Origin of the sequence: Marilutibacter maris (assembly GCF_003233695.1) — a bacterium.
Classification (GTDB): domain Bacteria; phylum Pseudomonadota; class Gammaproteobacteria; order Xanthomonadales; family Xanthomonadaceae; genus Marilutibacter; species Marilutibacter maris.
The window spans coordinates 1,871,869-1,893,100 of sequence record NZ_CP029843.1 but is presented as its reverse complement, the minus strand read 5'-3'; the positions used below and the strand labels follow the sequence as shown (position 1 = coordinate 1,893,100).

General features: G+C 65.6%; 25 protein-coding genes and 1 other RNA gene. 20 read left to right on the top strand and 6 right to left on the bottom strand.

Translation table 11 applies throughout. The features are described 5' to 3' along the window. Positions 1 to 11: 11 nt before the first annotated feature. Positions 12 to 1,064, bottom strand: coding sequence for a heat-inducible transcriptional repressor HrcA (gene hrcA, locus C9I47_RS08345; protein WP_111266329.1), 1,053 nt, complete (start codon positions 1,062 to 1,064; stop codon positions 12 to 14). 162 nt (positions 1,065 to 1,226) lie between these two features. Between hrcA and recN the strand changes: the two genes are divergently transcribed. After that, positions 1,227 to 2,894 carry a DNA repair protein RecN gene (recN, locus tag C9I47_RS08340; RefSeq protein WP_111266328.1) on the top strand — a complete coding sequence of 556 codons (1,668 nt, stop codon included), beginning with the start codon at positions 1,227 to 1,229 and terminating at the stop codon, positions 2,892 to 2,894. Positions 2,895 to 2,937: 43 nt separating this feature from the next. Here the strand turns inward: recN and fur are convergent, their stop codons facing one another. Further along, positions 2,938 to 3,339 (bottom strand): ferric iron uptake transcriptional regulator, encoded by a 402-nt coding sequence (fur, locus tag C9I47_RS08335; RefSeq protein ID WP_170288243.1) that lies wholly within the window; start codon positions 3,337 to 3,339, stop codon positions 2,938 to 2,940. A gap of 284 nt (positions 3,340 to 3,623) precedes the next feature. Between fur and C9I47_RS08330 the strand changes: the two genes are divergently transcribed. Next, positions 3,624 to 4,028 carry an outer membrane protein assembly factor BamE gene (locus tag C9I47_RS08330; protein ID WP_111266326.1) on the top strand — a complete coding sequence of 135 codons (405 nt, stop codon included), beginning with the start codon at positions 3,624 to 3,626 and terminating at the stop codon, positions 4,026 to 4,028. A 66-nt stretch (positions 4,029 to 4,094) separates the two neighbouring features. On the opposite strand, the gene C9I47_RS08325 is transcribed toward C9I47_RS08330, so the two are convergent. Both C9I47_RS08325 and C9I47_RS08320 read right to left on the bottom strand, forming a co-directional pair. Next, positions 4,095 to 4,370 carry an RnfH family protein gene (locus C9I47_RS08325; protein WP_111266325.1) on the bottom strand — a complete coding sequence of 92 codons (276 nt, stop codon included), beginning with the start codon at positions 4,368 to 4,370 and terminating at the stop codon, positions 4,095 to 4,097. Beyond that, positions 4,367 to 4,801 (bottom strand): type II toxin-antitoxin system RatA family toxin, encoded by a 435-nt coding sequence (locus tag C9I47_RS08320; protein ID WP_111266324.1) that lies wholly within the window; start codon positions 4,799 to 4,801, stop codon positions 4,367 to 4,369. Before C9I47_RS08320 ends, C9I47_RS08325 begins: the two co-directional genes overlap by 4 nt. 62 nt (positions 4,802 to 4,863) lie before the next feature. On the opposite strand from C9I47_RS08320, the gene smpB reads away from it, so the two are divergent. Continuing rightward, entirely contained in the window at positions 4,864 to 5,376 is a 513-nt protein-coding gene (smpB, locus tag C9I47_RS08315; RefSeq protein WP_111266323.1) for an SsrA-binding protein SmpB, read from the top strand. Between the two features lie 132 nt (positions 5,377 to 5,508). Here smpB and C9I47_RS08310 read toward each other — a convergent pair whose 3' ends face one another. Continuing rightward, complete coding sequence (locus tag C9I47_RS08310) at positions 5,509 to 7,740, bottom strand: CHASE domain-containing protein (protein WP_111266322.1); 2,232 nt, start codon at positions 7,738 to 7,740, stop codon at positions 5,509 to 5,511. 130 nt (positions 7,741 to 7,870) lie between these two features. On the opposite strand from C9I47_RS08310, the gene ssrA reads away from it, so the two are divergent. The 17 genes from ssrA to C9I47_RS08235 all read left to right on the top strand — a co-directional run bounded on the left by ssrA (position 7,871) and on the right by C9I47_RS08235 (position 20,669). Continuing rightward, positions 7,871 to 8,225, top strand: a transfer-messenger RNA (tmRNA) gene (gene ssrA / locus C9I47_RS08305). A 165-nt stretch (positions 8,226 to 8,390) separates the two neighbouring features. Next, on the top strand, positions 8,391 to 9,644 hold the full coding sequence (locus C9I47_RS08300; RefSeq protein ID WP_111266321.1) for a tyrosine-type recombinase/integrase: 1,254 nt from the start codon (positions 8,391 to 8,393) through the stop codon (positions 9,642 to 9,644). A gap of 67 nt (positions 9,645 to 9,711) precedes the next feature. After that, on the top strand, positions 9,712 to 9,924 hold the full coding sequence (locus tag C9I47_RS17510) for a hypothetical protein (protein WP_145985456.1): 213 nt from the start codon (positions 9,712 to 9,714) through the stop codon (positions 9,922 to 9,924). Position 9,925: 1 nt separating this feature from the next. Next, a complete protein-coding gene (locus tag C9I47_RS08295; protein ID WP_111266320.1) occupies positions 9,926 to 10,312 on the top strand; it encodes a hypothetical protein in 387 nt (128 codons plus the stop codon). 181 nt (positions 10,313 to 10,493) lie between these two features. After that, positions 10,494 to 10,805 (top strand): hypothetical protein, encoded by a 312-nt coding sequence (locus C9I47_RS17505; protein ID WP_145985455.1) that lies wholly within the window; start codon positions 10,494 to 10,496, stop codon positions 10,803 to 10,805. A 452-nt stretch (positions 10,806 to 11,257) separates the two neighbouring features. Beyond that, entirely contained in the window at positions 11,258 to 11,485 is a 228-nt protein-coding gene (locus tag C9I47_RS08285) for a helix-turn-helix transcriptional regulator (RefSeq protein WP_111268045.1), read from the top strand. A gap of 229 nt (positions 11,486 to 11,714) precedes the next feature. Then, positions 11,715 to 11,951, top strand: coding sequence for a hypothetical protein (locus C9I47_RS08275; RefSeq protein ID WP_111266317.1), 237 nt, complete (start codon positions 11,715 to 11,717; stop codon positions 11,949 to 11,951). Then, a complete protein-coding gene (locus C9I47_RS08270; RefSeq protein WP_111266316.1) occupies positions 11,941 to 12,732 on the top strand; it encodes a helix-turn-helix domain-containing protein in 792 nt (263 codons plus the stop codon). The genes C9I47_RS08275 and C9I47_RS08270 overlap by 11 nt, the downstream gene beginning before the upstream one ends. After that, positions 12,729 to 13,598 (top strand): ATP-binding protein, encoded by an 870-nt coding sequence (locus C9I47_RS08265; RefSeq protein WP_111266315.1) that lies wholly within the window; start codon positions 12,729 to 12,731, stop codon positions 13,596 to 13,598. Before C9I47_RS08270 ends, C9I47_RS08265 begins: the two co-directional genes overlap by 4 nt. Then, a complete protein-coding gene (locus C9I47_RS18275; protein WP_111266314.1) occupies positions 13,504 to 13,932 on the top strand; it encodes a helix-turn-helix domain-containing protein in 429 nt (142 codons plus the stop codon). Before C9I47_RS08265 ends, C9I47_RS18275 begins: the two co-directional genes overlap by 95 nt. 206 nt (positions 13,933 to 14,138) lie before the next feature. Then, on the top strand, positions 14,139 to 14,771 hold the full coding sequence (locus tag C9I47_RS08255; protein ID WP_111266313.1) for a hypothetical protein: 633 nt from the start codon (positions 14,139 to 14,141) through the stop codon (positions 14,769 to 14,771). A 205-nt stretch (positions 14,772 to 14,976) separates the two neighbouring features. Further along, the gene (locus C9I47_RS08250) at positions 14,977 to 17,700 is read left to right on the top strand and encodes a phage tail tape measure protein (RefSeq protein ID WP_111266312.1); all 2,724 of its coding nucleotides are present in this window, start codon (positions 14,977 to 14,979) and stop codon (positions 17,698 to 17,700) included. 768 nt (positions 17,701 to 18,468) lie between these two features. Beyond that, positions 18,469 to 19,203, top strand: coding sequence for a DUF3800 domain-containing protein (locus tag C9I47_RS08245; protein ID WP_111266311.1), 735 nt, complete (start codon positions 18,469 to 18,471; stop codon positions 19,201 to 19,203). 306 nt (positions 19,204 to 19,509) lie between these two features. Then, positions 19,510 to 19,671: an Rz1-like lysis system protein LysC gene (gene lysC, locus C9I47_RS18320; RefSeq protein WP_455363796.1), complete on the top strand. Its 162-nt coding sequence runs from the start codon at positions 19,510 to 19,512 to the stop codon at positions 19,669 to 19,671. After that, positions 19,671 to 20,003 (top strand): HNH endonuclease signature motif containing protein, encoded by a 333-nt coding sequence (locus C9I47_RS08240; RefSeq protein ID WP_111266310.1) that lies wholly within the window; start codon positions 19,671 to 19,673, stop codon positions 20,001 to 20,003. Before lysC ends, C9I47_RS08240 begins: the two co-directional genes overlap by 1 nt. A gap of 142 nt (positions 20,004 to 20,145) precedes the next feature. After that, on the top strand, positions 20,146 to 20,478 hold the full coding sequence (locus C9I47_RS17695) for a hypothetical protein (protein WP_190238636.1): 333 nt from the start codon (positions 20,146 to 20,148) through the stop codon (positions 20,476 to 20,478). Between the two features lie 14 nt (positions 20,479 to 20,492). Beyond that, complete coding sequence (locus C9I47_RS08235) at positions 20,493 to 20,669, top strand: hypothetical protein (protein ID WP_190238635.1); 177 nt, start codon at positions 20,493 to 20,495, stop codon at positions 20,667 to 20,669. Between the two features lie 329 nt (positions 20,670 to 20,998). Here C9I47_RS08235 and C9I47_RS17500 read toward each other — a convergent pair whose 3' ends face one another. Continuing rightward, on the bottom strand, positions 20,999 to 21,211 hold the full coding sequence (locus tag C9I47_RS17500) for a hypothetical protein (RefSeq protein ID WP_145985454.1): 213 nt from the start codon (positions 21,209 to 21,211) through the stop codon (positions 20,999 to 21,001). Between the last annotated feature and the right edge of the window lie 21 nt (positions 21,212 to 21,232).

The following is a 21,232-nucleotide window of genomic DNA, read 5'->3' as shown; positions in this document are numbered from 1 at the left end:
CGACGACCGGCTCAGCCCGGGTCCGGGGACAGCGCGTCGCCGAGCACGTCGGCGGCGGCCTGAACCACCGGGATCACCCGGTCGTAGGCCATGCGGCTGGGACCGATCACCCCCAGCACGCCCAGCACCTGGCCGGCGGCGACATACGGCGCGGTCACCAGCGACATGCCCTCCAGCGGCGCCAGCCCGGTTTCCTCGCCGATGAAGATGCGCACGCCCGGCGCCTGGATCGTGCGTTCGAGCAGCTGGAGGATCTCGCGCTTGCGCGCGAACGCCTCGAACAGCTCGCGCAGGCGGTCCAGGTCGGCCAGGTCCTGCACCCCCATCAGGCGGGTCTGCCCAGCCAGCAGCATGTCGTCCTGGCCCGGCACCAGCACCTGCTCGGCCAGCTCGACCGAATGCGCCAGCAGGCTCTCCATCTCGCTGCGCGCGCTCTTGAGCTCGTGCAGCAGCGAGCCGCGGATGTCGGCCAGCGCACGTCCGGCGAACTGGCTGTTGAGGTAGTTGGCGACCTGTTCGAGCTCGCCGGCGTCGAACGAGCGCCGGGTCTGGATGATCCGGTTCTGCACCTCGTTGTCGGCGAACACCAGGATCGCCAACACCCGCTGCGCGTCGAGCGGGACGAAGTCGATCCGCCGGAACGCGAACTGCTCGCGCCGCGGCAGGCTGACCACGCCGACGAAATGGGTCATCGCCGACAGCAGTTCGGAGGTGCTGCCGAGCAGGGCCTGGGTACCCGAGCCGGCCGGCAGTTCGCCGCGCAGCCGCGCCAGCTCGCCGTCCGGCAACGGCTTGACCTGCAGCAGCGAGTCGACGAACAGGCGATAGCCCTGAGCGGTCGGCACCCGTCCGGCCGAGGTGTGCGGCGCGCTGAGCAGGCCGGCGTCCTCCAGGTCGGAGAGGATGTTGCGGATCGTCGCGGGGCTGACCGCCAACCCCGCGTGGCGCGCCAGGGTCTGCGACCCCACCGGCTCGCCGTCGCGGATGTAGCGGCCGATCAGGGTCCTCAGCAGCTGTCGGGCCCGGGGATCGAGATCGTCGGAGGCGGAGGAACGGTGGCCCATGGGACGGATATAAGCGCCAGCGCCGCCCGGCGCAAGGCTTGCGGAGCCCGGGTGGCGACGTGACCCGGAAACGACATCGCCGGCGGACGTGTCGGCGGCCGCGGCGAAAGGCACCGCCCAGCCCTATCTGCGGACCGCCAACAGCCCCTAGAATCGGCACCCATGCTGACCCACCTGTCCATCAAGCAATTCGCCGTCGTCGACAGCGCCGAACTCGAGTTCGGCCCCGGCATGACCGTGATCTCCGGCGAGACCGGCGCCGGCAAGTCGCTGCTGGTGGACGCGCTGGGGCTGATCTGCGGCCTGCGCGCCGACAGCGGCGTGGTCAGGCACGGCGCCGACCGCGCCGAGCTCTCGGCCGGGTTCGCGCTCGTCGACGCGCCGCTGGCAAGGGCCTGGCTCCACGACAACGACCTCGACGAGGACGAGGCCTGCCAGATCCGCCGGGTGATCCGCGCCGACGGCGGTTCGCGCGCCTGGATCAACGGCCGCCCGGCCACGGTCGGGCAGTTGACCGAACTGTCCGCGCGGCTGGTCGAGATCCATGGCCAGCACGAGCAGCAGGCCCTGCTGTCCCGCCCCAGCCAGTTGGCGCTGCTGGACGCGTTCGGCCGCACCGACGCCGAGCGCGCCGCGGTGGCCGAGGCCGCGCGCCGCTGGAGCGCGCTGCTGCGCGAACGCGAGAGCCTGTCCGCGCAAGGGGACGTCTCCGACCGCATCGACTGGCTGGAGCATCAGTTCGCCGAACTCGAACGCGAGGAACTGGAGCCGGCGGCACTGGAGCAACTGGGCGCCGACCACCGCCGCCAGGCCCACGCCGCCGACCTGATCGCCGCCTGCGACGAGGCCCTGGCGCAACTGGCCGGTGACGAGCTGCCCTCGCCGGTCGGCACCATCGAACAGATCCGCGGCGCCCTGCAGCGGATGAACGAACACGAGCCACGGCTGGGCGAGGTCGACGCGATGCTCGATGCCGCCGCGATCCAGCTCGACGAGGCCCAGGTCCTGCTCGACCGCATCCGCAGCGACCTGGACATCGATCCGGGCGCGTTCCAGACGCTGGAGCAACGCCTGGGCCGCCTGCACGAGCTGGCCCGCAAGCACCGCGTGCCGCCGGACCAGTTGCTGGCCCGGCGCGAGGCGATCGCCGCCGAACTGGACGGCCTGCGCGGCGCCGGCGAACGGCTGCACAAGCTCGATGCCGAGATCGAGAGCGCCCGTCAGGCCTGGCGCCGGGCCGCCGACGCGCTCGGCACCCGCCGCCGCAAGGCCGCCGACGCGCTGTCGGCCGAGACCACCGCGCTGATCGCCGAGCTTGGCATGGGCGCGGGCCGGTTCGAGGTCGCCGTCGAGGCGGTCGAGGAGGACCGCCCCGACCCGCAGGGCGCCGAACGGGTCGAATTCCTGGTCGCCGCCAATCCCGGGCAGCCGGCGCGCTCGCTGCGCAAGGTCGCTTCCGGCGGCGAGCTGTCGCGGGTATCGCTGGCGATCGAGGTCGCCACCCTGGGCCTGGACGCGGTTCCGACAATGGTGTTCGACGAGGTCGACTCCGGCATCGGCGGCGCGGTCGCCGACATCGTCGGCCGCAAACTCAGGGCGCTGGGCGCGCGTCGCCAGGTGCTGTGCGTGACCCACCTGCCGCAGGTCGCGGCCCAGGGCCATGCCCACTACCGGGTCAGCAAGGCGGCCAGCGAGGGCGTGACCCAGAGCGCGGTGCAGTCGCTCAGCGCCGGCCAGCGCGAAGAGGAACTGGCGCGCATGCTCGGGGGCGTGGAAATGACCCGCGAGGCGCGGGCGGCGGCGAAACGGCTGCTCGCCGACGTCGGCTGAGCACGACCGGCGATGGGCGGCGTCCCGTGCCGCCCGGCCCCGGTCAGCGCTTCTTGCGCACGTAGAGCACCAGCGAGTGCTCCTCGATCTCGTAACCGTGCTTGGCCGCGATCCGGTGCTGCAGCTCCTCGATCTCCTCGCTCTCGAACTCGATGATCTTGCCGGTATCGATATCGACCATGTGGTCGTGATGGTGGCCGCGATCGAGCTCGTAGACCGATTGTCCGGATTCGAAGTTGTGCTTGAGCACCAGGCCGGCGGCTTCGAACTGGGTCAGCACCCGGTACACGGTGGCCAGGCCGATGTCCTCGCCACTGGCCATCAGGTGGCGGTAGATGTCCTCCGCGGTCATGTGCCGCGGCTTGGCGCTCTCCAGCAGTTCGAGGATGCGCATCCGCGGATGGGTGACCTTGAGGCCGGCGTTGCGCAGTTCTTGCGATTCCATAGGGGCTCCGGATATGGCTCTGTCGGGGCTCTGCCTCGGCGGCCCGGCGGTAAGTATCGCCCGGGACGTGTCGGCACGATGGCAATGACGGAAGTCGGCGCGATTCCTGCTGGCGGGTCCGGAGGACGGATCCAGAAGGCCGACCTGCCGGTTCGTAGGGCTGGCATTGCGGCCGCGAAGCCAACGTTCGATGAACGCCGGCCCGCCGCTGCCGCGTCGCGATGGCTTCAGTGTATCATCGGCGGGTCCTGGGCAAGCCGTGAATACCCACCGTGAATTACCCGATGCGCAAGCTCCTGCCGATGCTCCTGGTTTCCACGATCGCCGCCACGACGGTCGCCGGCTGCGGCGTGATCTACCGCCAGCCGATCTACCAGGGCAACCTGCTGGAGTCCTCGGCGGTCGAACAGCTGCAGGCCGGCATGAGCAAGCAGCAGGTGATGACCCTGATCGGTTCGCCGTCGATCCGCGATCCGTTCAGCACCGACCGCTGGGACTACACCGCCAGCCAGCGCGTCGGCCGCCTGGCCCACACCGAGATCAGGAACCTGACCCTGTACTTCGAAGGCGACACCCTGTCCCGCTGGGACGGCGACTACTTCGAGGAGCAGGACGAGCAACTGGCGCGCGACACCGTCCAGCAGTTCGGCCCCAACCTGGCCAAGGACAAGAACAAGCGCGGCCGCTGAGGCCGCGACCCGCGCGGCACCGGTCGGGCCGCGCCTTCGACGCGCGTCTTCGCCAGCGCGGCCTCTTCAGCGGCGCGGCTTCTTGAGCGGCCGGGCCTCGGCCCGCCGCCGGCGCGCTTCCTTCGGGTCCAGCGCCAGCCCGCGCAGCAGCTCCAGGCGATCGCCGTCGCGCAACGGCGAGGCCGGCGTGGCGCGACGGCCATGGATCGCATACCCCGCTATTCCTTCCAGCGCCGACCAGCCCGCCGCGTCCAGCGCGTCGGCGACACGCGCGCCTTCGGGCAGCTCGACCTCGACGCTGTCGAAGCGACGCGGCCAGGCGCGCAGCAGCGCCACCCTCACACCACTTCCTCGCGATCGGCGACACGCACGAAATCGTCGACCATGCGATCGGCCAGGCTCTGGAAGCCCAGGGTGAAGGCCGGGGTCAGCAGCTTCATCGACGGCTCGAAGTCCAGGGTCAGGGTGACCTTGCAGGCGGACTCGTCGAGGGCATGGAACTCCCAGCGCCCGCTCAGGCGCCGGAACGGCCCGTCCACCAGCACCATGTCGATGTGATGCGGCGGCGACAGCGTGTTCTCGGTGGTGAACCAGGTCCGCAGCCCGCCCAGGCCCAGGTCCAGGCGCGCGACCAGGCGGCCCTCGTCGGCGGCGATCACCTCGGCCGCCTCGCACCAGTCGAAGCGGCGCGGATAGGCGGCCACGTCGTTGACCAGTTCGAACATGCGTCGGGTCGAGTGTTCGACCAGGGCGGAGCGGCGGATCGTCGTCATGCAAACATTTCGTGGGTCGGGCCGGGTCGCCTATCGGCCCCGCAATCGGGGACAATGTGGCGATGGCAAAGAAAACCAACAACAAGGCCGGCAAGGATAAAGGAAAGGGCGGTGCCGGCGGCACCATCGCCCTGAACAAGCGCGCGCGCCACGAATACCACCTCGAGGAACGCTTCGAGGCCGGACTGGCCCTGCAGGGCTGGGAACTGAAATCGATCCGCGCCGGTCGCGCCAACATCGGCGAGAGCTACGCGGTGATCCGTCACGGCGAGATGTTCCTGTTCGGCGCCCAGATCACCCCGCTGATCTCGGCATCGACCCACGTCGTCGCCGAGGAGCGCCGCACCCGCAAGCTGCTGCTGCACCGGCGCGAGATCGACACCCTGATCGGCCGGGTCGAGCGCGACGGCTACACCCTGATCCCGACCGCACTCTACTGGAAGGGCAACAAGGTCAAGGCCGAGCTGGCGCTGGCCAAGGGCAAGCAGCAGCACGACAAGCGCGCGGCGAGCAAGGAGCGCGACTGGAACCGCGAGAAGCAGCGGGTGATGCGCCAGCACAACCGCGACGCCTAGTTTCCGGGCGGTGCCCGGGAAGCCGGGGCCGACGGACGTGCTTCCATCCCCCATTCGCGCCGTTGGCGCGAATCGCCCCCGCCCTGGGCCCTGGGGGCTGGAATCGACGGTGCCACACCGCGTACCGGCCTGTCAGGCCGCCGCCTCGGCCTGCGCCTGGTCCGGCAGGCTGAAGTAGAACGTCGCGCCATGGTCGACCCGGCCCTCGGCCCGGAGCGTGCCGCCGTGGCGCTCGACGATGCGCCTGACCGAGGCCAGGCCGATCCCGTGCCCGCTGAACTCGTCCTGCCCGTGCAGACGCTGGAACGGACGGAACAGTTTGCCGGCGTACTCCTGCGGGAAGCCGGCGCCGTTGTCGCGGACGAAGAACTCGACCGTGCCGCCCGGCCCGTCCTGGCGCCCGATCTCGACCCGCGGCGAATCGCGGCCGGCACTGAACTTGATCGCATTGCCGATCAGGTTCGACAGCAGGTTGCGCAACAGCGGCGCGTCGCCCCAGGCGCGCAGGCCCGGCTCGATGCGCACTTCCAGACCCGGACGCTGCTCGGCCGTTTCCAGCTCGTCGACCGCTTCGCGCGCCAGCTGGCTGAGGTCGACCGGCCCGGGGTTGATCGCGACCCGGCTCAGCCGCGACATCGTCAACAGCGCGTCGATCAGGTCGGCCATGCGCCCGGTCGCCGCCCGCACCCGCGCCAGGTAGGCGCGTCCGGCATCGGTCAGGCGGTCGCCCTGCTGCTCGGCCAGCACCCGGCTGAAGCCGTCGATCGCGCGCAACGGCGCGCGCAGGTCGTGGGAGATGCTGTAGGCGAACGCCTCCAGCTCCTGGTTGGCCTGGCTGAGCTCGCGGGTCCTGGCCATCACCCTCGCCTCCAGGGTGCGATTGAGCGCGTGCACGCGGGCTTCGGCAAGGATCCGCTCGGTCACGTCCTCGGCCTGGATCAGGCCGCGCACGTCCTGGCCGATGTTGCCGGGCACCCGCGCGCAGTTGAGCTGCACGTGCCGCGGCAGGTCGCCGGCGCGGTGCAGGCGCCGGGTCGAGCGCTTCACCGATTCGGCATCCGCCCCCTCGCTGGCCAGCCATTCCTTCAGGTCCGGCCCCTCGTCCTCGAACAACGACTCGAAATCGACCCCGACCAGGCTGCCCGGATCGAGGCCGACGATCCGCCCCAGCGCCGGGTTGGCCTCGACGATGCAGCCGTCGCTGTCGAGCAGCGCCTTGCCGATCGCCGAGTACTGCATCGCGGTACGGAAGCGCTGCTCGCTGCGCTGGTAGTCCTCGGTCATGCGCCGCGCGATCTGGCGCGCGCGACGCTCGGTGCGCGCCAGCGCCCATACGATCGTCGACAGCAGGATCGAGGCGAAGATGCCCAGCGCCAGCGCGCTGTACAGGTTCGTCAGGCGCGGAATCGCCCGCGCCTGCGGCACCGACTCGAACTGCATCCGCCAGCGCCGTCCGAACTGCTCCAGCACCACCACGTGGGTGAACGCCGGCGGCTCCTGCCCGGCCGCCTCGTCGCCGTTTTCGGAGGCCGAGGCGAATACCGGCACCGCCGGGCCCTGGGTCACGTCGTGGATCGAGAAGCGCCTGACCAGCGGTTCGTCGCCGAGGGTAGACTTGACGAAGTGGTCGACGTAGAACGGCGCGTACACCCAGCCGCGCATCGCGTCGCGGCGCGCCGCCGGCGTCCTCAGGATCGCGCCGTTGCGATAGATCGGCACGTACAGCAGCAGCCCCGGCGGCGAGCCTTCCGGATCGCCGAGCAGGTGCACCGGCCCCGACATCCGGGTCTGCCCGGTCTCCATCGCATGCGACATCGCCCGGTGCCGGACCGCGTCCGACATCATGTCGTAGCCGACCGCGGCGACATTGACCGGCGTGCGCGGCTCCAGATACAGCACCGGTCCGTAGAAGCGCCGCGTGCCGCGCGGAAACACATCCAGCAGACCGTAGCCGGCGTCCTTCCATTCCAGTTGCAGCTCCGGCAGCCTGGAGTGCCGCACATAGGCGGCGTAGCCCAGCCCGGACATCGACGGGAAGCGCCCGCCCAGCCGCATGCCCTCGGCATAGGCCTGCCACTGCAATGGCGTCGGCCGGTCGACGCTGGCGAACAGCGCCGCCCCGCCCTTGAGCACGATCTCGTAGTTCTCCAGGCGCGCACTGATGGTGCTGGCGACGTCGCTGGTGATGGCGACGAACTCGGTCTGCGCGGCGCGGATCTCCTTCTCGCGCGCGTACTCCCAGGTGCCGAAGGTCACCAGCAGCGAGAACACCAGCACCCCGACCGCGAGCAGGTGCCCGCGCTGCAGCGACAGCGGCCTGGGACGGCCATCGGTGGGCTCGACGGGTGCTCGGGTTTCGCTCATCCGCGCAGGATACCGTGCCGCCGATCGCCCACGCAGGGTGCCGGCGTGCGGGTGAACGCAACGCCGCCGGCCCCATTGCCTTGGCGCCCGCCGCCCCTATACTGGAGGGGACAGGTTTTTCATGTCCCCGGGGGGTGCACTGGCTTCGACGGGGGTCGCGAAATCGCCTGGCGCATGTCGAGGGGGTAGCTTTCCTCGTAAATCCAGCTGCAAAACTCATAGTTGCCAACGACGACAACTACGCTCTGGCCGCTTAAGGCCTAAGCCCCGAAACAGCTTGTGTCCGTGCTCGCTGCGTAGGGTCATCATCACGGAATCGCCGGGGGCGGCCGCCTGTCAGCCCCTGGTTAACCCAAAACAGGCTGGCCCGCCGATGCGCTTTGTGCGCCGTGCTGTCGGCAGGCGAGATCTAACGGAGCACTAAACATGTAGTGCCGGGGATGGAGTGCCTTCGGACGGCGGTTCGATTCCGCCCACCTCCACCAATAACCCGTCTCAGGACGGATCAAAACAGGCCGGAAAGCCAATACAATCAAGGCTTCCGGCCTTTTTTGTGTCTAACGCCGGCTCACCCCGGCTATTGCAATCTGGGGGCATGCAGGGGCAGGCTTGGGGGCACGAGGCCTCCCTGGCCGACCGGATGCCCCCAGATGCCCCCGTCGGACAAGCTCACCGATACCGCCGTCAGAAAGGCCAAGCCTGTCGCCAAGACTGTGCGCATGTTCGACGGCAAGGGGCTCTATCTGGAGCTGACTCCCGCCGGCGGCAAGCTTTGGCGGCTGAAGTATCGCTTCGACGGGAAGGAGAAGCGCCTCTCCTTCGGAAGCTACCCCGAGGTGTCCCTCGCGGATGCTCGTCAGCGGCGCGACGCAGCGCGCAAGCTCCTGGCCGCCGACGTTGACCCTGCCGAACACCGGAAGGCGGCCAAAGCGGCGCGTGCCGCGCGCTCCGCCAACAGCTTCGAGCTACTTGCTCGCGAGTGGCATGGACAGCAGAGCTGGGTCCATGGCTACTCGAAGAAGGTACTGGCTTGGTTCGAGAACGACGTCTTCCCATGGATCGGCAACGAGCCGGTCGCCGGCCTAGAAGCACCCGACTTCCTGCAGGTCGCCCGAAAGATCGAGGGCCGCGGCGCGATCGAGTCTGCTCACCGGGTGCTTCAGAACTGCGGTGCGGTCATGCGCTACGCGATCGCCACTGGCCGAGCCCGACATAACCCGGTGCCGGACCTGCGCGGTGCGCTCAAGGCATCCCCTGAGCGCCACCATGCCGCGATCACGGATCCCGCAGAGCTCGGTGCCCTCCTCCGCGCGATCGACAACTACCGAGGCTCCTTCGTGACCCTCTGCGCCCTTCGCCTGTCCCCACTGGTCTTCACTCGGCCCGGCGAACTGCGGCATGCCGAATGGTCGGAGGTCGATTTCGATGACGCCCTGTGGAGCATCCCGGGCGAGAAGATGAAGATGGGACAGCCGCACATCGTCCCCCTGTCCGAACAGGCGCTCGCCATCCTCCGGGAGCTCGAGGCCGTGACAGGACGCGGACGGTATGCGTTCCCCGGGATCCGGACGCGAAGCGGATCGGCCAGCGAGCGGCCGATGAGTGACAACACGGTCAACGCGGCCCTGCGCCGGCTTGGCTACGACAGCTCAACCGCTACTGCGCACGGCTTCCGGGCAACGGCCAGGACAATCCTGGACGAAGTCCTGCACTACCGCCCCGACTACATCGAACACCAACTGGCGCACGCCGTCCGTGACCCGAACGGTCGCGCCTACAACCGCACCGCCCACCTCGCCGAGCGCAGGAAGATGATGCAGGGCTGGGCGGACTACCTGGACACGTTGAAGGCCGACACCGGCACAGTGGTGCCCTTCCGCAAGGCATCCGGCGAGAGCCGGTGAAAGCGGCGGGCCAGGGTGCTGGTACCACCCTGCCCGCCTTCCACAACCGTTCAACTGGAGAACGACCATGGCAACCGAAAGTGTAGCAACCGGTCCGGACTTCCATAGCCTGTACCTCGGTATGCGGAAGATCCGAGCGATCACGGCATCCCTGGATCATTCCGACTATCTCGAAACCCATGCCACCCGCAATGAGCTCTGCGGCCTACTCGACGCCATAGGCGACATCGCCATGCAGGCATTCGATGGCCCCAGCCATGTGAACAGTGCGGAGGTGTGACATGGAGACCAAGATGGTGATGGCAATTGGAGATAGCGGCGCGGAGCTGACTCCCGCGAACGAAGCGGTGGAGATCCCGGTCCTTCCAATGGGGCCAGGGAACATCGTGATCCCGGCAAGCATCCGATTCATGGCAAGTAGAGGTGGCTATGTTCCGACCAAGCTGCGCCGTGTCCTGCGACCCAATACGCGATTGAACAAGTCGGAATTCGCGCGCATCGAGTTCGACTGCACGCCCTTCGTTCGCTATGAGACCGACGCTGGCCCCGTGATGGGGGACTGGACCAGCTGCTTCATAAGAGACCGCGTAGACGCGGAGGATCGTCTGTTCGCCGGACTTAGTGGCGAAGAGCGCGATAGAATCTTCGAGGCGGCTGCCGAGCAATGACCGCCGAGATAATTCCGTTTCCGACGACGCTGATTCGCAGGCCGCTTGCAAGCAACTATCCGACGGCAACCACCTACCAAGCTCAGTTGGAGCGCGTCGCTCAGGTCCTGGCGCGTCGAAGTGGATGTTCATTCGATACAGCAATGTCTGTGCTGACCAAGGTTATCCAGGACACACAGCGATGACCCGGAAGAAGGCAACGAGGATCGCCCCTGCCAAGGCGGGGGGCAATGCCTCGATTACCAAAGGCAGCATCGGCGAACTCAAGCGCCTGCAATGCGCGCCTCGCTTCGTTGGCCCAGGCTGGAACCTTCGAGACAGCGATAGGACCAAGTTCCTCGCTACTACTGGCGTCGATGACGTGGTGAAGCGCCTTGGTGAAGGTGTACACGCTGGGGACAAAGAGATCCTTGAGAACGCGCTAGGTGCACAACTTGGCTTCCATACCTTTTCGGACATCGTCGACAGAATCGACTACTGGGTAAACCATTAAGATGACCTTGAGTCTGAACTTCAAAGTGCACGCATTGCCTTTGAATTGAGCATCCAGGCTCTCGACGCTGCTCTCGGTGGACGGTATGCGGACCTCCTTAAACAGCATCGCCAATCGCTTCAGCAGTCTACGAGAGCTAGCAAGGCCAGGACGCCGCTCCTGACCGATGTAGTGCGACGGATCTCTTTTCAACCGGGTACCGCCAAGGAATTATGGCCTGACCTTTTCTGGGCCATGGAGAATGCCGGCCTAGCCCCGGTCGATGAAGTGACACCAGGTGGAAACCCTGCAATCGCCTACACCGATGATCATGGGCGCGCTAAGCGCGTATCACTCGCGACGTTCCAGAATCGCCTGACAGCGATGAGGAGAGAATCGCGATAGCCGCGGCTATCGGGAATTCGCCAATAGCTTGACTCCAACCCCCGCCAATGCGGTCTAAGGAGCAGGCAATGGACAGTAATGCGGCACCCCGGAAGGGCGACAGTGTCCTCAGGATTCAGGAAGTAGAGCGGCGCACCGGTTTGCGGAGGGCGAGTATCTATCGCCGCGCAGCCATGGGCACGTTCCCCAAGCAGATCAGGCTTGGGCCCAATACCACCGGATGGCTCGAATCGGAGATCGATGGATTCCTGGCTGAAGCTGTCGCAAAGCGCGACGCGCAGGTAGGCACCAAATGAACCGCCGTTGCGGGGACAAGCTCAAGACTGCCAAACCCGGGCCCGCGCTCAGTCTGGAAGCGCTGCAGATGACCGCATGCAGACCGGGAGGGAGGACGCTTCTCCAAGAGGAGAAGAAGCGTCTTATCGCACAACGCGAGATGCTGAGTCGACACTACCAGGCTCAGATGGCCGAGCTCGACGAGCTCATTCAGCGATTCGACCTCGCTATCAATGGGGGGATCAAGGCATGAATGAGCGCTACCCCTCCTCGGCATCGGCAGTCCTACACGGACAGACCACGGCTGACATTCTCGACACCCTGCCCGACATGGCAGACGGCCTGCAGGCTCAACTGATCGAGCTCTACAAGCGTCCCAGTGCCGACCGGTGCGACCACATGGCAGCGAATCTAGCGGGGGCTCAGGTGACGATCCGAAAGCTGCGGGAGGCGATCCAGCGGGAAGGGACGGGTGATGAGCGATGAAAAGCGCCCAATCGTCCTGCGCTGGCGATCGGCCGTGCTGAACAGTTCCGAGCCGTCGAGCGTGAAGCTGACGCTCCTGGCCCTGGCCGAGCACGCCAGCCCATCCGGCGGGAAATGCTATCCCGGCGTCGACACGTTGGCAGCTCAGACAAGCCAAGGTGAAAAGACCTGCCGGAGAGCGCTGGATGCAGCGGACGGGCGCTGGTTCACCAGAACGCCGATGAAGTTCTCAGGTCGACACTGGAGGGGTTACAGCTACCAGCTCCGCATCCCCGATGGTGCGGTCACCATGACCGGACCTCGAAGGGAAGTAGCGGTCACCATGACCGGACCTCAAGGCGCTAGCTGCGGTCATTCTGTCCCTGAGCTGCGGTCACTGAGTCCACGAGCTGCGGTCACAGTGACCGATGAACTAGGAAAAGCACCTAGGAAGAGCAACAAGGAAAGAGCACGCGCGAGAAAGACAGAATCCGTTAGGTTGCCAACCTGGCTAGCTCCTGACGCTTGGCAAGCATGGAAGCAACACCGCGGTTCAAAGTTCAGCGCCCAGGCCCAGAAGTTGGCAATCACGAAGCTGGAGACCCTTCGGAGCGAAGGCCACGATCCTGTGAAGCTGATCAACCGGGCAATCGAGTCGTGCTGGTCTAGCTTCTACCCCCACGAGAGCACGAAGGCCAACAATGGAGCCGCCGGGCATATCGATCGCGACGCGCGCTCGGAGGATGAGCTGGCTGCCGCGAACGAAGCAGAACTCGCTAGGTTCTGGGGAGACGCCGCATGACGACGCACTCTGACTTCCTCGATAAGCTCGAAGCAATCGAGCCGCGGACATGGACGTGCCCGAAGCACGGCATCGAGTACGGCGACGGCAAGCCAGATCCGCATCGGTTCATCGACGCTTGCCCCGAGTGTGAAGCAGACGCCTGGAAGGCCGAGCGCAGACTACAAGCCGATCACCGCCGCTATCGCTGGTGGTGTTCGAGGAGCGGTATCCCTGCACGCTACCGCTCTGCCCTACCCTCCAGCATCCGTCCGGTGTCCCGATCAGCTGAGGCACTGGAGAAGGCAGTCACCGCCTACACGGACACCATCGCCGAGCGCATGGATGCTGGCGACGGGCTGTTGCTGCTGGGACCAGTGGGTCTAGGCAAGACTCTAGCCCTGACTGCCATCGTGAACGCCGCGTGCGGAATCCTTCAAGGCGCGAGCTATGCCAGTTGGCCAGAGGTACTTGCAGACCTCAAGGCGAGCTTCAGCGGCCCCAGAAGAGACGACAGAAGGCAAGCCGTGGACCGGCTGCGCGAAGCCCCCCTACTGGCCCTGGACGAGTTGGGCGTTCGTGCCATGTCGGAGTTCGATCACGGAGAGCTGTTTGGCTTGATTGATTACCGCTACCGCGAGGGTCTTCCGACGCTGGCCGCGGCAAACGCCACCCCGGCGAATTTCTCGACGCTGATCGGTGAGCGTGTGGCCGACCGTCTGCGGGAAATGGGGCCTACCCTGGTTCTGTCCGGTGATAGCCAGCGCGGCAAGCTCGTGATCGCAGGAACGGATGCACTGTCCGAGCCACCGGGGTCAATCAACCTCCCGGTGCACAGCAGAGGGCAATGGCGGGAGCGCGTGCTCAAGCAAACTGGCTGGGATTGAGGCGGGAGCAGTGACTTCTGGAATCGACCCGCTCCGCGACAAGATCCTGGCAGAAGCTGCGCAACGGGAAGCGATCATCCAACGGCTCGAGCGACTGGGTGACGTAGCGGCGCTTGCGGACTTAGCTCTCCACCTGGTGCGAGCTGATACATACCGCCGCCTGGGCAGAATCAATCCACGCACTACACGCACCGCCAAGCTGGCGAATCGCGTCGCAAAAGCCCATGCCCAAGGCGTTGATATCGCCGCACTACAGGAGCGATTCAGCATCAGCCGGGCAACGGTCTATCGACTTCTGAATGTCTCACGAATTGGTAAGCCAAACGCGCCCTAGCCTACGGATATGCCCACTGGAGAAGCAAACATGCGAAGGGAAAGGCCTGCGAAACAAAGTCGTCGCTCGCTCGACCAAGAGATCCGCGCACACCTGCGGCAGCAGGAACGGCGTCGCACGGCACTGACGGACAAGCCATCGCTGGCTGTTCAGCTACGCGCCCAGGTCGCCGCAAAGGTTTCGCGTCACTTCGGGAGGACTGGTCGATGAACGTGGAAAACACAAGCAGCATCGACTCGGCTATCACTGCCCGCCTGCGCAAGCTCGGACTGCTTGAGGAAACATGTGAGGAGCAGGCCGATCGGCGCCGCGAACTTCGCGACCGTCTTGCCGAGGTCGAAGGCAGCCTGCTGGCCCAGATGCGGAAGGCTGAGGCCAGGCTCAAGGAACTGGAGGACGAGGCAGCAGAAATGCGCGCCAAGGCCGAAGCGGCTCAAGACAACGAGACGGGCGCACGATTCGACACCAGCCTGGCTCGATCAGCCTACTCAGAGGCGCGAAATGCTGTCTGGGAGGAGATGCGCAAGATCCCCTGCCCCGAGTTGGTGTCGTTCCTCCAAGAAGTTGAGGGGCGGCAGGCTGAGATCCCGCAGCTGGGACGCCGGTGGCTGAGCCGCAAGGTCGACATGGGTACCGGCACCAGAGTCGCGGTTGGCAACGACAAGTCGCTGAACGACTACGCGCACGCCCTGATTCGGACCAAGCGGGACATCGACGCGGCGATCAGAAAAGGCATGGACGGCGACGAGGCACGGACAGCCATTGCGGAGATGAAGGCATCGTGGCCGCGGGTGCAGGTGGGGCTGAACGAGTACATCACTCCGGGATGGCGTAGGTAGAAAGCATCGCCCGGGCGACCTGACCATACGGGACTGGCGGAGGGGGTATGGAAAGTCTGGAGCCCCTTCCCGGCTAGACCGGCTGTCCTCTCACGCAGAGGTTTTTTTCTGCCGCTGAGAAATCACGACGATGCGTTTTGAACGCAAATAACCCCTGAAATCATGACCGAACTAGGGTTTTTGCGCAGATCTGGAGAATCAGAAAATGACCACCGAAAGCATCGGCACCGCCCGTCTCGACATCGTCGTCGACACGGAGAAGATGATCGCTGGCGTCAAGCAGGCGACGCGGACGGTAACTGACTTCTCCCAGGCAGCGCAGGAGCAGTACAACAAGCTCAACGCGGTTGAGAAGCGCCGTATCGACTCGCTGGTCAAGCAGGCGAACACGCTCGGCCTGACGCGCGCAGAGCAGATCGCCTACAACGCCCAGCTGAAGGCGAGCGGGCCGTTGCTGGGCGAGATCAACAAGACTCTGGCATTGAACGCGGCGCGGGCCCAGGTCGCCACGACCCAGTTCAACAAGTACGGCCAGTCCCAGCGGCAGGTCGCGGCCGCCCTGCGCGGCGTGCCGGCGCAGATCACGGACATCTTCACCTCGCTGCAGGGCGGGATGAACCCGATCACCGTGTTCCTGCAGCAGGGCGGCCAGCTGAAGGACATGTTCGGTGGCATCCGGCCGGCGGCGGAGGCCCTGGCCGGCTCGCTGATCCGGCTGATCAACCCGGTCACCGCCGGCGCCGCGGCTGTGGGCTTGCTCGCGGCGGCTTGGTATCGGGTGTCGGAGGCCCAGCGCCAGGCAGACCTCGCGTTGATCGCCACCGGCAACTTCGCCGGCGTGACCGCGGAGCAGATCGCCAGCCTCGCCCGGGAGCTGGACGAGCTGGAAGGCGTATCGCGAGGCCGGGCGACGCAGGCGCTGACCGCAGTGGCGGCCTCGGGTCGCTTCGCCGGCGAGCAGTTCGAGCTGGTGGCCGAGGCCGCAGCGCGGATGGAGGCAGCCGCCGGGCAGTCCGTCGACGCCACCATCACCAAGTTCACGGAGATCTCCAAAGCGCCAGTAGACGCCCTGCTCAAGCTCAACGAGACCGAGCACTTCCTGACCGCGGCGCAGCTCGAGCGCGTCCGGGCCCTGGAGAAGGAAGAGAAGCAGCAGGAGGCCGCCGCGGAAGCGGTGCGCATCTACGCCGACCACCTCGACGACGTGGCCGAGCGGTCGCGCCAGTCGCTGTCGTCCGTGTCGGTGTGGTGGCAGCAGGTGAAGGACGACACGTCGCTGGCGTTCGACGAGCTCGGCCGTTACATCGACAACCTCGACCAGTTGATCAGCCGCTACAGCGGCCTGAACCGCGGCGCGGCGGCAGAGGGCGCATCCCTGTTCACGCCCATTGCTGGCCAGGCGAAGGCGATCGGCGGAATCCTGGGCGTGGCCAATGACTTCGCCGAGCGCCGCTTCGGGCTCGGCGTCGGATTCGGATCACCAGCAGGTCCTCCGGGTGGCGTCGTGGACTCGCGGGCCGAGGCCGCTGCCGAGGAGACTGCCGACAAAGCACGCGAAGCGCAGCGCAAGTTCTTCGAGGAAGGGCTTCGCTACGGCAGCGAGCGGGAGCAGCTGGAGCAGCGGATCCTGGCGATGAAGGCCGATGGGCTGCAGGCCGGCATCGACGAGGACAAGCTGCGGACACGCGAGGCTCAGATGCGCGCTGAGTTCGCTGAGCGTGAGGCAAAGGCCGCAAGTCGAAAGGCCCGGAAGCGTGGTGAGGCTGACCCGGCCGACGCGATCGTTCGCCGCCTGGAGAAACAGATCGCACTGAACGAGGAGCAGCTCCAGCAGGACACCGCGCTCACGGCCAGCGACCGGCTGCGCATCCAGGTGCAGCAGGAGCTGGACCGGATCGGCGGCAAGATCACGGGCCAGCGGCGCGCCGAGATCGACGCGATGATCGATCAGGTCTCGATGACCGGGAAACTGGTCGAGGCGCACAAGGCCGAGGTGAAGGCCAAGGAGCAGGTGCGGAGGCTCGAAGCCCAGCTTACGGCTGCCGAGGAAGATCGCCGGCGGGCCAACGAACTGGATATCGCATCATTCCGCCTTGGCGACGCTGAAATGGAACGGCTCCAGCGCAGGCTTGCGATCGAGCAAGAGTACGCCGACGAACTGCAGCGGCTACGCGACGAAGGCGTCGCCGAAAGCGATGAGTCCTGGCGACTCCAAGAGGCTGCCGCACGCGCAGCCCGCGACAAGATGCTGCAGGACGAACGCCGGCACCAGGAGGCGCTGGCGATGGTCCGGCGGGACGCCAGTGCCGGTATCGAGAAGGCCTGGGCGGATCAGCTCGAGCAGGCGTCGAACGTCTCCGGCCAGACCTACGACATCTTCACCAACACCTTCCACGGGCTCGAGGATCTGATCACCGAGTTCGCGCAGACGGGGAAGCTGTCGTTCAAGTCGTTCTTCGACGACATCGCCGTCATGATCACGCAGTTCGCCTCAAAGCAGATCGTGGCGCAGTTCCTCCGCGGGCTCAACGGCGAGGGTCAAGCTGGCGCGGCGGCCGGCGACTTCTTTGGCAGCTTCCTTGGCGCGATCGGCGCCGGCTGGGGCGGCATCGCCAACGGCGCGGCCTTCGGCAATGGCCAGCGGATCGAGGCCTACGCCAATGGCGGGGTGGTGCATTCTCCGCAGCTCTTCCAGCACGGCGGCCGCATGGGCTTGATGGGAGAGGCCGGCCCCGAGGCGATCATGCCGCTGCGGCGGCTGCCGAGCGGGCGTCTCGGTGTCGAGGTTGCCAACCCGATGCCCCAGGCGGGGCCGCAGACCTTCAACATCACCGTGCCGGTTGAGGGGCAGGTCACCTATCGGACGCGGACCCAGATCGCTCGGGACACGTCGCGGAAGCTGCGCGAAGCATCGAGGCTCGGATCGTGAGCTTTATCGATCACCGGCTGAGCCTGCGCGTCGGCGAAGGCTTTCGTGGCGGCCCTGAGTTCAGGGCGCTGGAAAAGGAGCTTCGCCGCCGAGCCCCCTCCTTCACCGCCTAGGCTTTCTGGCTGAGCGTCCACCATGCGTCAATTGCTGGACGGGACCAACCAAAGTGCACAACAGACGATGATCCAACGGGCTTGAGAGAATCTCTCGGATCTGTTGGAAGAACAGCAAGTTCCCACGGACTCAAGCTCAAAGGGATGGGATCGGTCGGCCAAGTAGCCTCGACAGAATCGAGACCTCCACAATCGCGGAAGCACAACGGCGGACCATGCCGTTGCTGGCTGAGGAACCCTCGTTGTACTAGCTGGCACCACACCAGTGGATTCTTTTCGTGGCCGCAACCTCCCGGGCCGACAGTTGCGCCCGGATCCGACAATCTTTCCCTCGTGAATCCTAGTTCCGGCCCTGCAAGGTACGCGGACATCGCTAGGAAAAGAGGATTGGCAAGCCTGGACTGAAGGATGTCCACTACACGTAGGCCATCAAACTAGGTTCAGCAGTCTGCCGTAGCTGCAGACCGGTAGTGCTGCCCCAAGGTGCCGAGCGTCACTTGGACAAATAATTGCCAGCTCGGTCTTTCCGGGTAAGTTCCTGTCTCATCGCATCACGCCGCTTTTTATCCACAGGCAATGCACAGACTTGTCTGCAACACCACAAACAATTCTGTGTCTATGATCCATCGCATCGCACGCATCGGAGGCGTTTCACTTGCGCCACGTTTTCATAGACGAGAGTAGCCAGAACGACCACCACTACATGGTTCTAGGAGCGCTCGTGCTTCCCGGCTCGGGCGTCGCTCCAGCGACCCAAATGGTGGAGGACGTGCTCACGGTGCATCGCATGTCCAACAGCGAGTTCAAATGGAGCAAAGTTAGCCGGGGTAAAGCGGATGCGTATCGTGCGATTATCAACCTCTACTTCGACGAGTTCGCTCCGCGCGGAGCTGAATTCCATGCCTTGGTGATCGACAATCACGAACTGGATCACCGTGGCTACAACAACGGCGACCCTGATCTCGGCTTCAACAAGTTTCTATTTTCTCTGCTGCGTCATCGCGTAGGAAGACGCTTTGGCTGCACGGAACGCATCGTTGTAGATCTCGATGCCCGAAACACCAGCCGGCACCCAGATGAGCTGCAGCGCGTGCTAAACAGCGCCATGGGTAGGGATCTGGGCGACTTTCACATAGCCCCATTCTCCCGCATCGCCCACCGTGACTCTCGAAACACTCGGCTACTGCAGCTGGCCGATCTTCTGGCTGGCGCAGTTGCCTGGCATAAGAACGACCACGATGCTCACCCCCACGCGAGCCCAGCGAAAGTCGCTCTGGCCAATCACATTGCCAACCGAGTAGGGTTAAGTCGTATCGGCTTAGACTCACCAAAATCAGAGACTAGACTGAGCGTGTGGAACCATGCTCTCAAGAGGAGAGGCGCCCGGTAGCCTAGGCCTGAAGGCCACGACCTGTGTCGCTTCCCCCACTCTAGGTAGGGGCTTCGGCTACCGAGGGCTTGGGGAAGTTGACGACATTTCGGGCTCCCGGGTCAAGCGACCACATAATCTAAGGTTCAGTAGACCGACGGGCGGCGGCTTGGAGCATGATCAGAGCCGACCGACAGCATGTCACCAAGCAGCGCAAAGCATGCTACGGGTCAGGCTACCCTGCGTCGGGCTGATCTGTACTCAGCACGCGCTGCAGCTGGCCGCCGGTCCGTTCCACAGCGACGCCCGTAGTGTGCTCACGCCGATATTTCCCACCCCAAACTGACCGAGCCATGCGCCCAGGTGGGCAAGCGCGACAACACCGTGGGCGAGGCCGTGCGCTTGGCCAATGCCAGGAAGGCTGCACTGGATGAGTGTTCGGCCAGGATGGCTCAGATCCGGGCATTGGGCGAGGAGCCCCAGGACTGATGGCCAAGCTGGCCACGCTCAAGCCGAGGGTGCAGCCGGCGCCGTCGCGGATCGCCACCATGCAGCCGGGCAGCTGGCGCACGGGCAAGCAATCATCGGCGGCACGCGGCTACGGCTACCGGTGGCAGCAGTACCGCCTGCGGTTCCTGGCTGAGCACCCGCTGTGCGTGATGTGCCAAGCCGAGGGCCGAGTCACCGCAGCGACCATCGTCGACCACAAGCAGCCCCACCGTGGCGACGAGCGCCTGTTCTGGGAGCCCACCAACCACCAGGCCCTGTGCAAGCCGCACCACGACGGCGAGAAGCAGCGGGAGGAGCATGAGCAGGCCTGACCCCAGACCTCCGATGTTCCACGGGCTCGATGTTCCACGTGATCGGTCGATGGGAGGGGGGGAGGCAGAAGTTGGGGCCGGCCCGGGGCCTAGACCGGCTGTCCTCTCATTCACGATTTTTTTTTGCGGCTGAGGTAATCAAATGGCAGGCGTGAAGGGCCGAAGCGGCGGCGCCCGCGCAGGCGCTGGACGCAAGCCAGCAAAGCCGCGCAAGACGCGGGCCAAGGGATATCTGACCGACGATCCGGACGACTTCTTGCGTGCGGTGATGCGTGATCAGAACGCGGACTTCAAGGACCGTATGGCGGCGGCCTTAGCGCTTAAGAAATCGGGCAAGGCTGGTGTTCCAGCTGGCAAGAAGGAACAGGCGGCGGCGAAGGCAAAGGAGACGATGGGGCAGTGCTCGCTTGCACCAGTGCGTGCGCTGCCCAGATCCACGCGGTGCTGTCCGACGGTCGCGCGGGCCGAGCCCTGATCAACGGCCGCCCGGTGCGCAGCCACGCCGAGGCCACCTGTATCCAGCACTCCCTGGCCGAGGCCGGCATCGCCGCGGTCGCCGCAGGCAAGCAGAGCCTGTACGCCACCGGCGAGGCCGGCGAGCTGCACATCCTGCTGTTGGCCCTGCTGCACGGCGGCGATGACGGCCGCCGCCTGAAGGTGCACTAGGCGATCGGACTGGTCGGCAACAGCGTGAGCCCGCCGCCGCTGCATGACCCCGGCGATTTGGTCGATCGGCGCGCCCTAGCCCAAGCTGGCCCTGAACACTCCTCTGTCTTGCCAGGCACCCCAATCAGAAATGTTGCCTAAGCTCATTCAGCAAGAGTAAAGTCTCAAATTGAGCCCTTTATCACAGATCGATAGCTCACTCCGTACCTGACCATAAGGATGTGAAGATGCCACCAAGAGTTGTCAGCAGAGCACTGCAAGCTAAGCGTGTCCGATTCAAGGGGCGGATTCCAAAGGGAACCATTGTCAGGTATCCACCGATCGACGAGCTACTCAAGAACATAGCTGCGCAGAAACCACATTGGGCACAGCGTCACCACCCGCTGCCGAACCCAAGTGCCCCGTTCGCCGCTGGCACGAACTGCTCCTTTCTCGTTGACGTAAAACCGAGACTGTCCGGCGATACCAAGGGCGTCTACTTCGAGATCGGGACGTATGTACATGGCCTTGCTCACCAGCAAATTACACTTGATTTCAGTCAAGCCGCCCCTCCATTGCAAAGT

Coding starts and splice junctions, on each gene's coding strand:
- C9I47_RS08320 (WP_111266324.1), bottom strand. CDS start 4,801: ATGACGACGATCCGCCGCTCCGCCCTGGTCGAACACTCGACCCGACGC.
- C9I47_RS08275 (WP_111266317.1), top strand. CDS start 11,715: ATGAATGAGCGCTACCCCTCCTCGGCATCGGCAGTCCTACACGGACAG.
- C9I47_RS08310 (WP_111266322.1), bottom strand. CDS start 7,740: ATGAGCGAAACCCGAGCACCCGTCGAGCCCACCGATGGCCGTCCCAGG.
- C9I47_RS18275 (WP_111266314.1), top strand. CDS start 13,504: ATGCACTGTCCGAGCCACCGGGGTCAATCAACCTCCCGGTGCACAGCA.
- C9I47_RS17510 (WP_145985456.1), top strand. CDS start 9,712: ATGGCAACCGAAAGTGTAGCAACCGGTCCGGACTTCCATAGCCTGTAC.
- smpB (WP_111266323.1), top strand. CDS start 4,864: ATGGCAAAGAAAACCAACAACAAGGCCGGCAAGGATAAAGGAAAGGGC.
- recN (WP_111266328.1), top strand. CDS start 1,227: ATGCTGACCCACCTGTCCATCAAGCAATTCGCCGTCGTCGACAGCGCC.
- C9I47_RS08330 (WP_111266326.1), top strand. CDS start 3,624: ATGCGCAAGCTCCTGCCGATGCTCCTGGTTTCCACGATCGCCGCCACG.
- hrcA (WP_111266329.1), bottom strand. CDS start 1,064: ATGGGCCACCGTTCCTCCGCCTCCGACGATCTCGATCCCCGGGCCCGA.
- C9I47_RS08295 (WP_111266320.1), top strand. CDS start 9,926: ATGGAGACCAAGATGGTGATGGCAATTGGAGATAGCGGCGCGGAGCTG.
- fur (WP_170288243.1), bottom strand. CDS start 3,339: ATGGAATCGCAAGAACTGCGCAACGCCGGCCTCAAGGTCACCCATCCG.
- C9I47_RS08265 (WP_111266315.1), top strand. CDS start 12,729: ATGACGACGCACTCTGACTTCCTCGATAAGCTCGAAGCAATCGAGCCG.
- C9I47_RS08300 (WP_111266321.1), top strand. CDS start 8,391: ATGCCCCCGTCGGACAAGCTCACCGATACCGCCGTCAGAAAGGCCAAG.
- C9I47_RS17505 (WP_145985455.1), top strand. CDS start 10,494: ATGACCCGGAAGAAGGCAACGAGGATCGCCCCTGCCAAGGCGGGGGGC.
- C9I47_RS08240 (WP_111266310.1), top strand. CDS start 19,671: ATGGCCAAGCTGGCCACGCTCAAGCCGAGGGTGCAGCCGGCGCCGTCG.
- C9I47_RS17695 (WP_190238636.1), top strand. CDS start 20,146: ATGGCAGGCGTGAAGGGCCGAAGCGGCGGCGCCCGCGCAGGCGCTGGA.
- C9I47_RS08270 (WP_111266316.1), top strand. CDS start 11,941: ATGAGCGATGAAAAGCGCCCAATCGTCCTGCGCTGGCGATCGGCCGTG.
- C9I47_RS08255 (WP_111266313.1), top strand. CDS start 14,139: ATGAACGTGGAAAACACAAGCAGCATCGACTCGGCTATCACTGCCCGC.
- C9I47_RS08285 (WP_111268045.1), top strand. CDS start 11,258: ATGGACAGTAATGCGGCACCCCGGAAGGGCGACAGTGTCCTCAGGATT.
- C9I47_RS08250 (WP_111266312.1), top strand. CDS start 14,977: ATGACCACCGAAAGCATCGGCACCGCCCGTCTCGACATCGTCGTCGAC.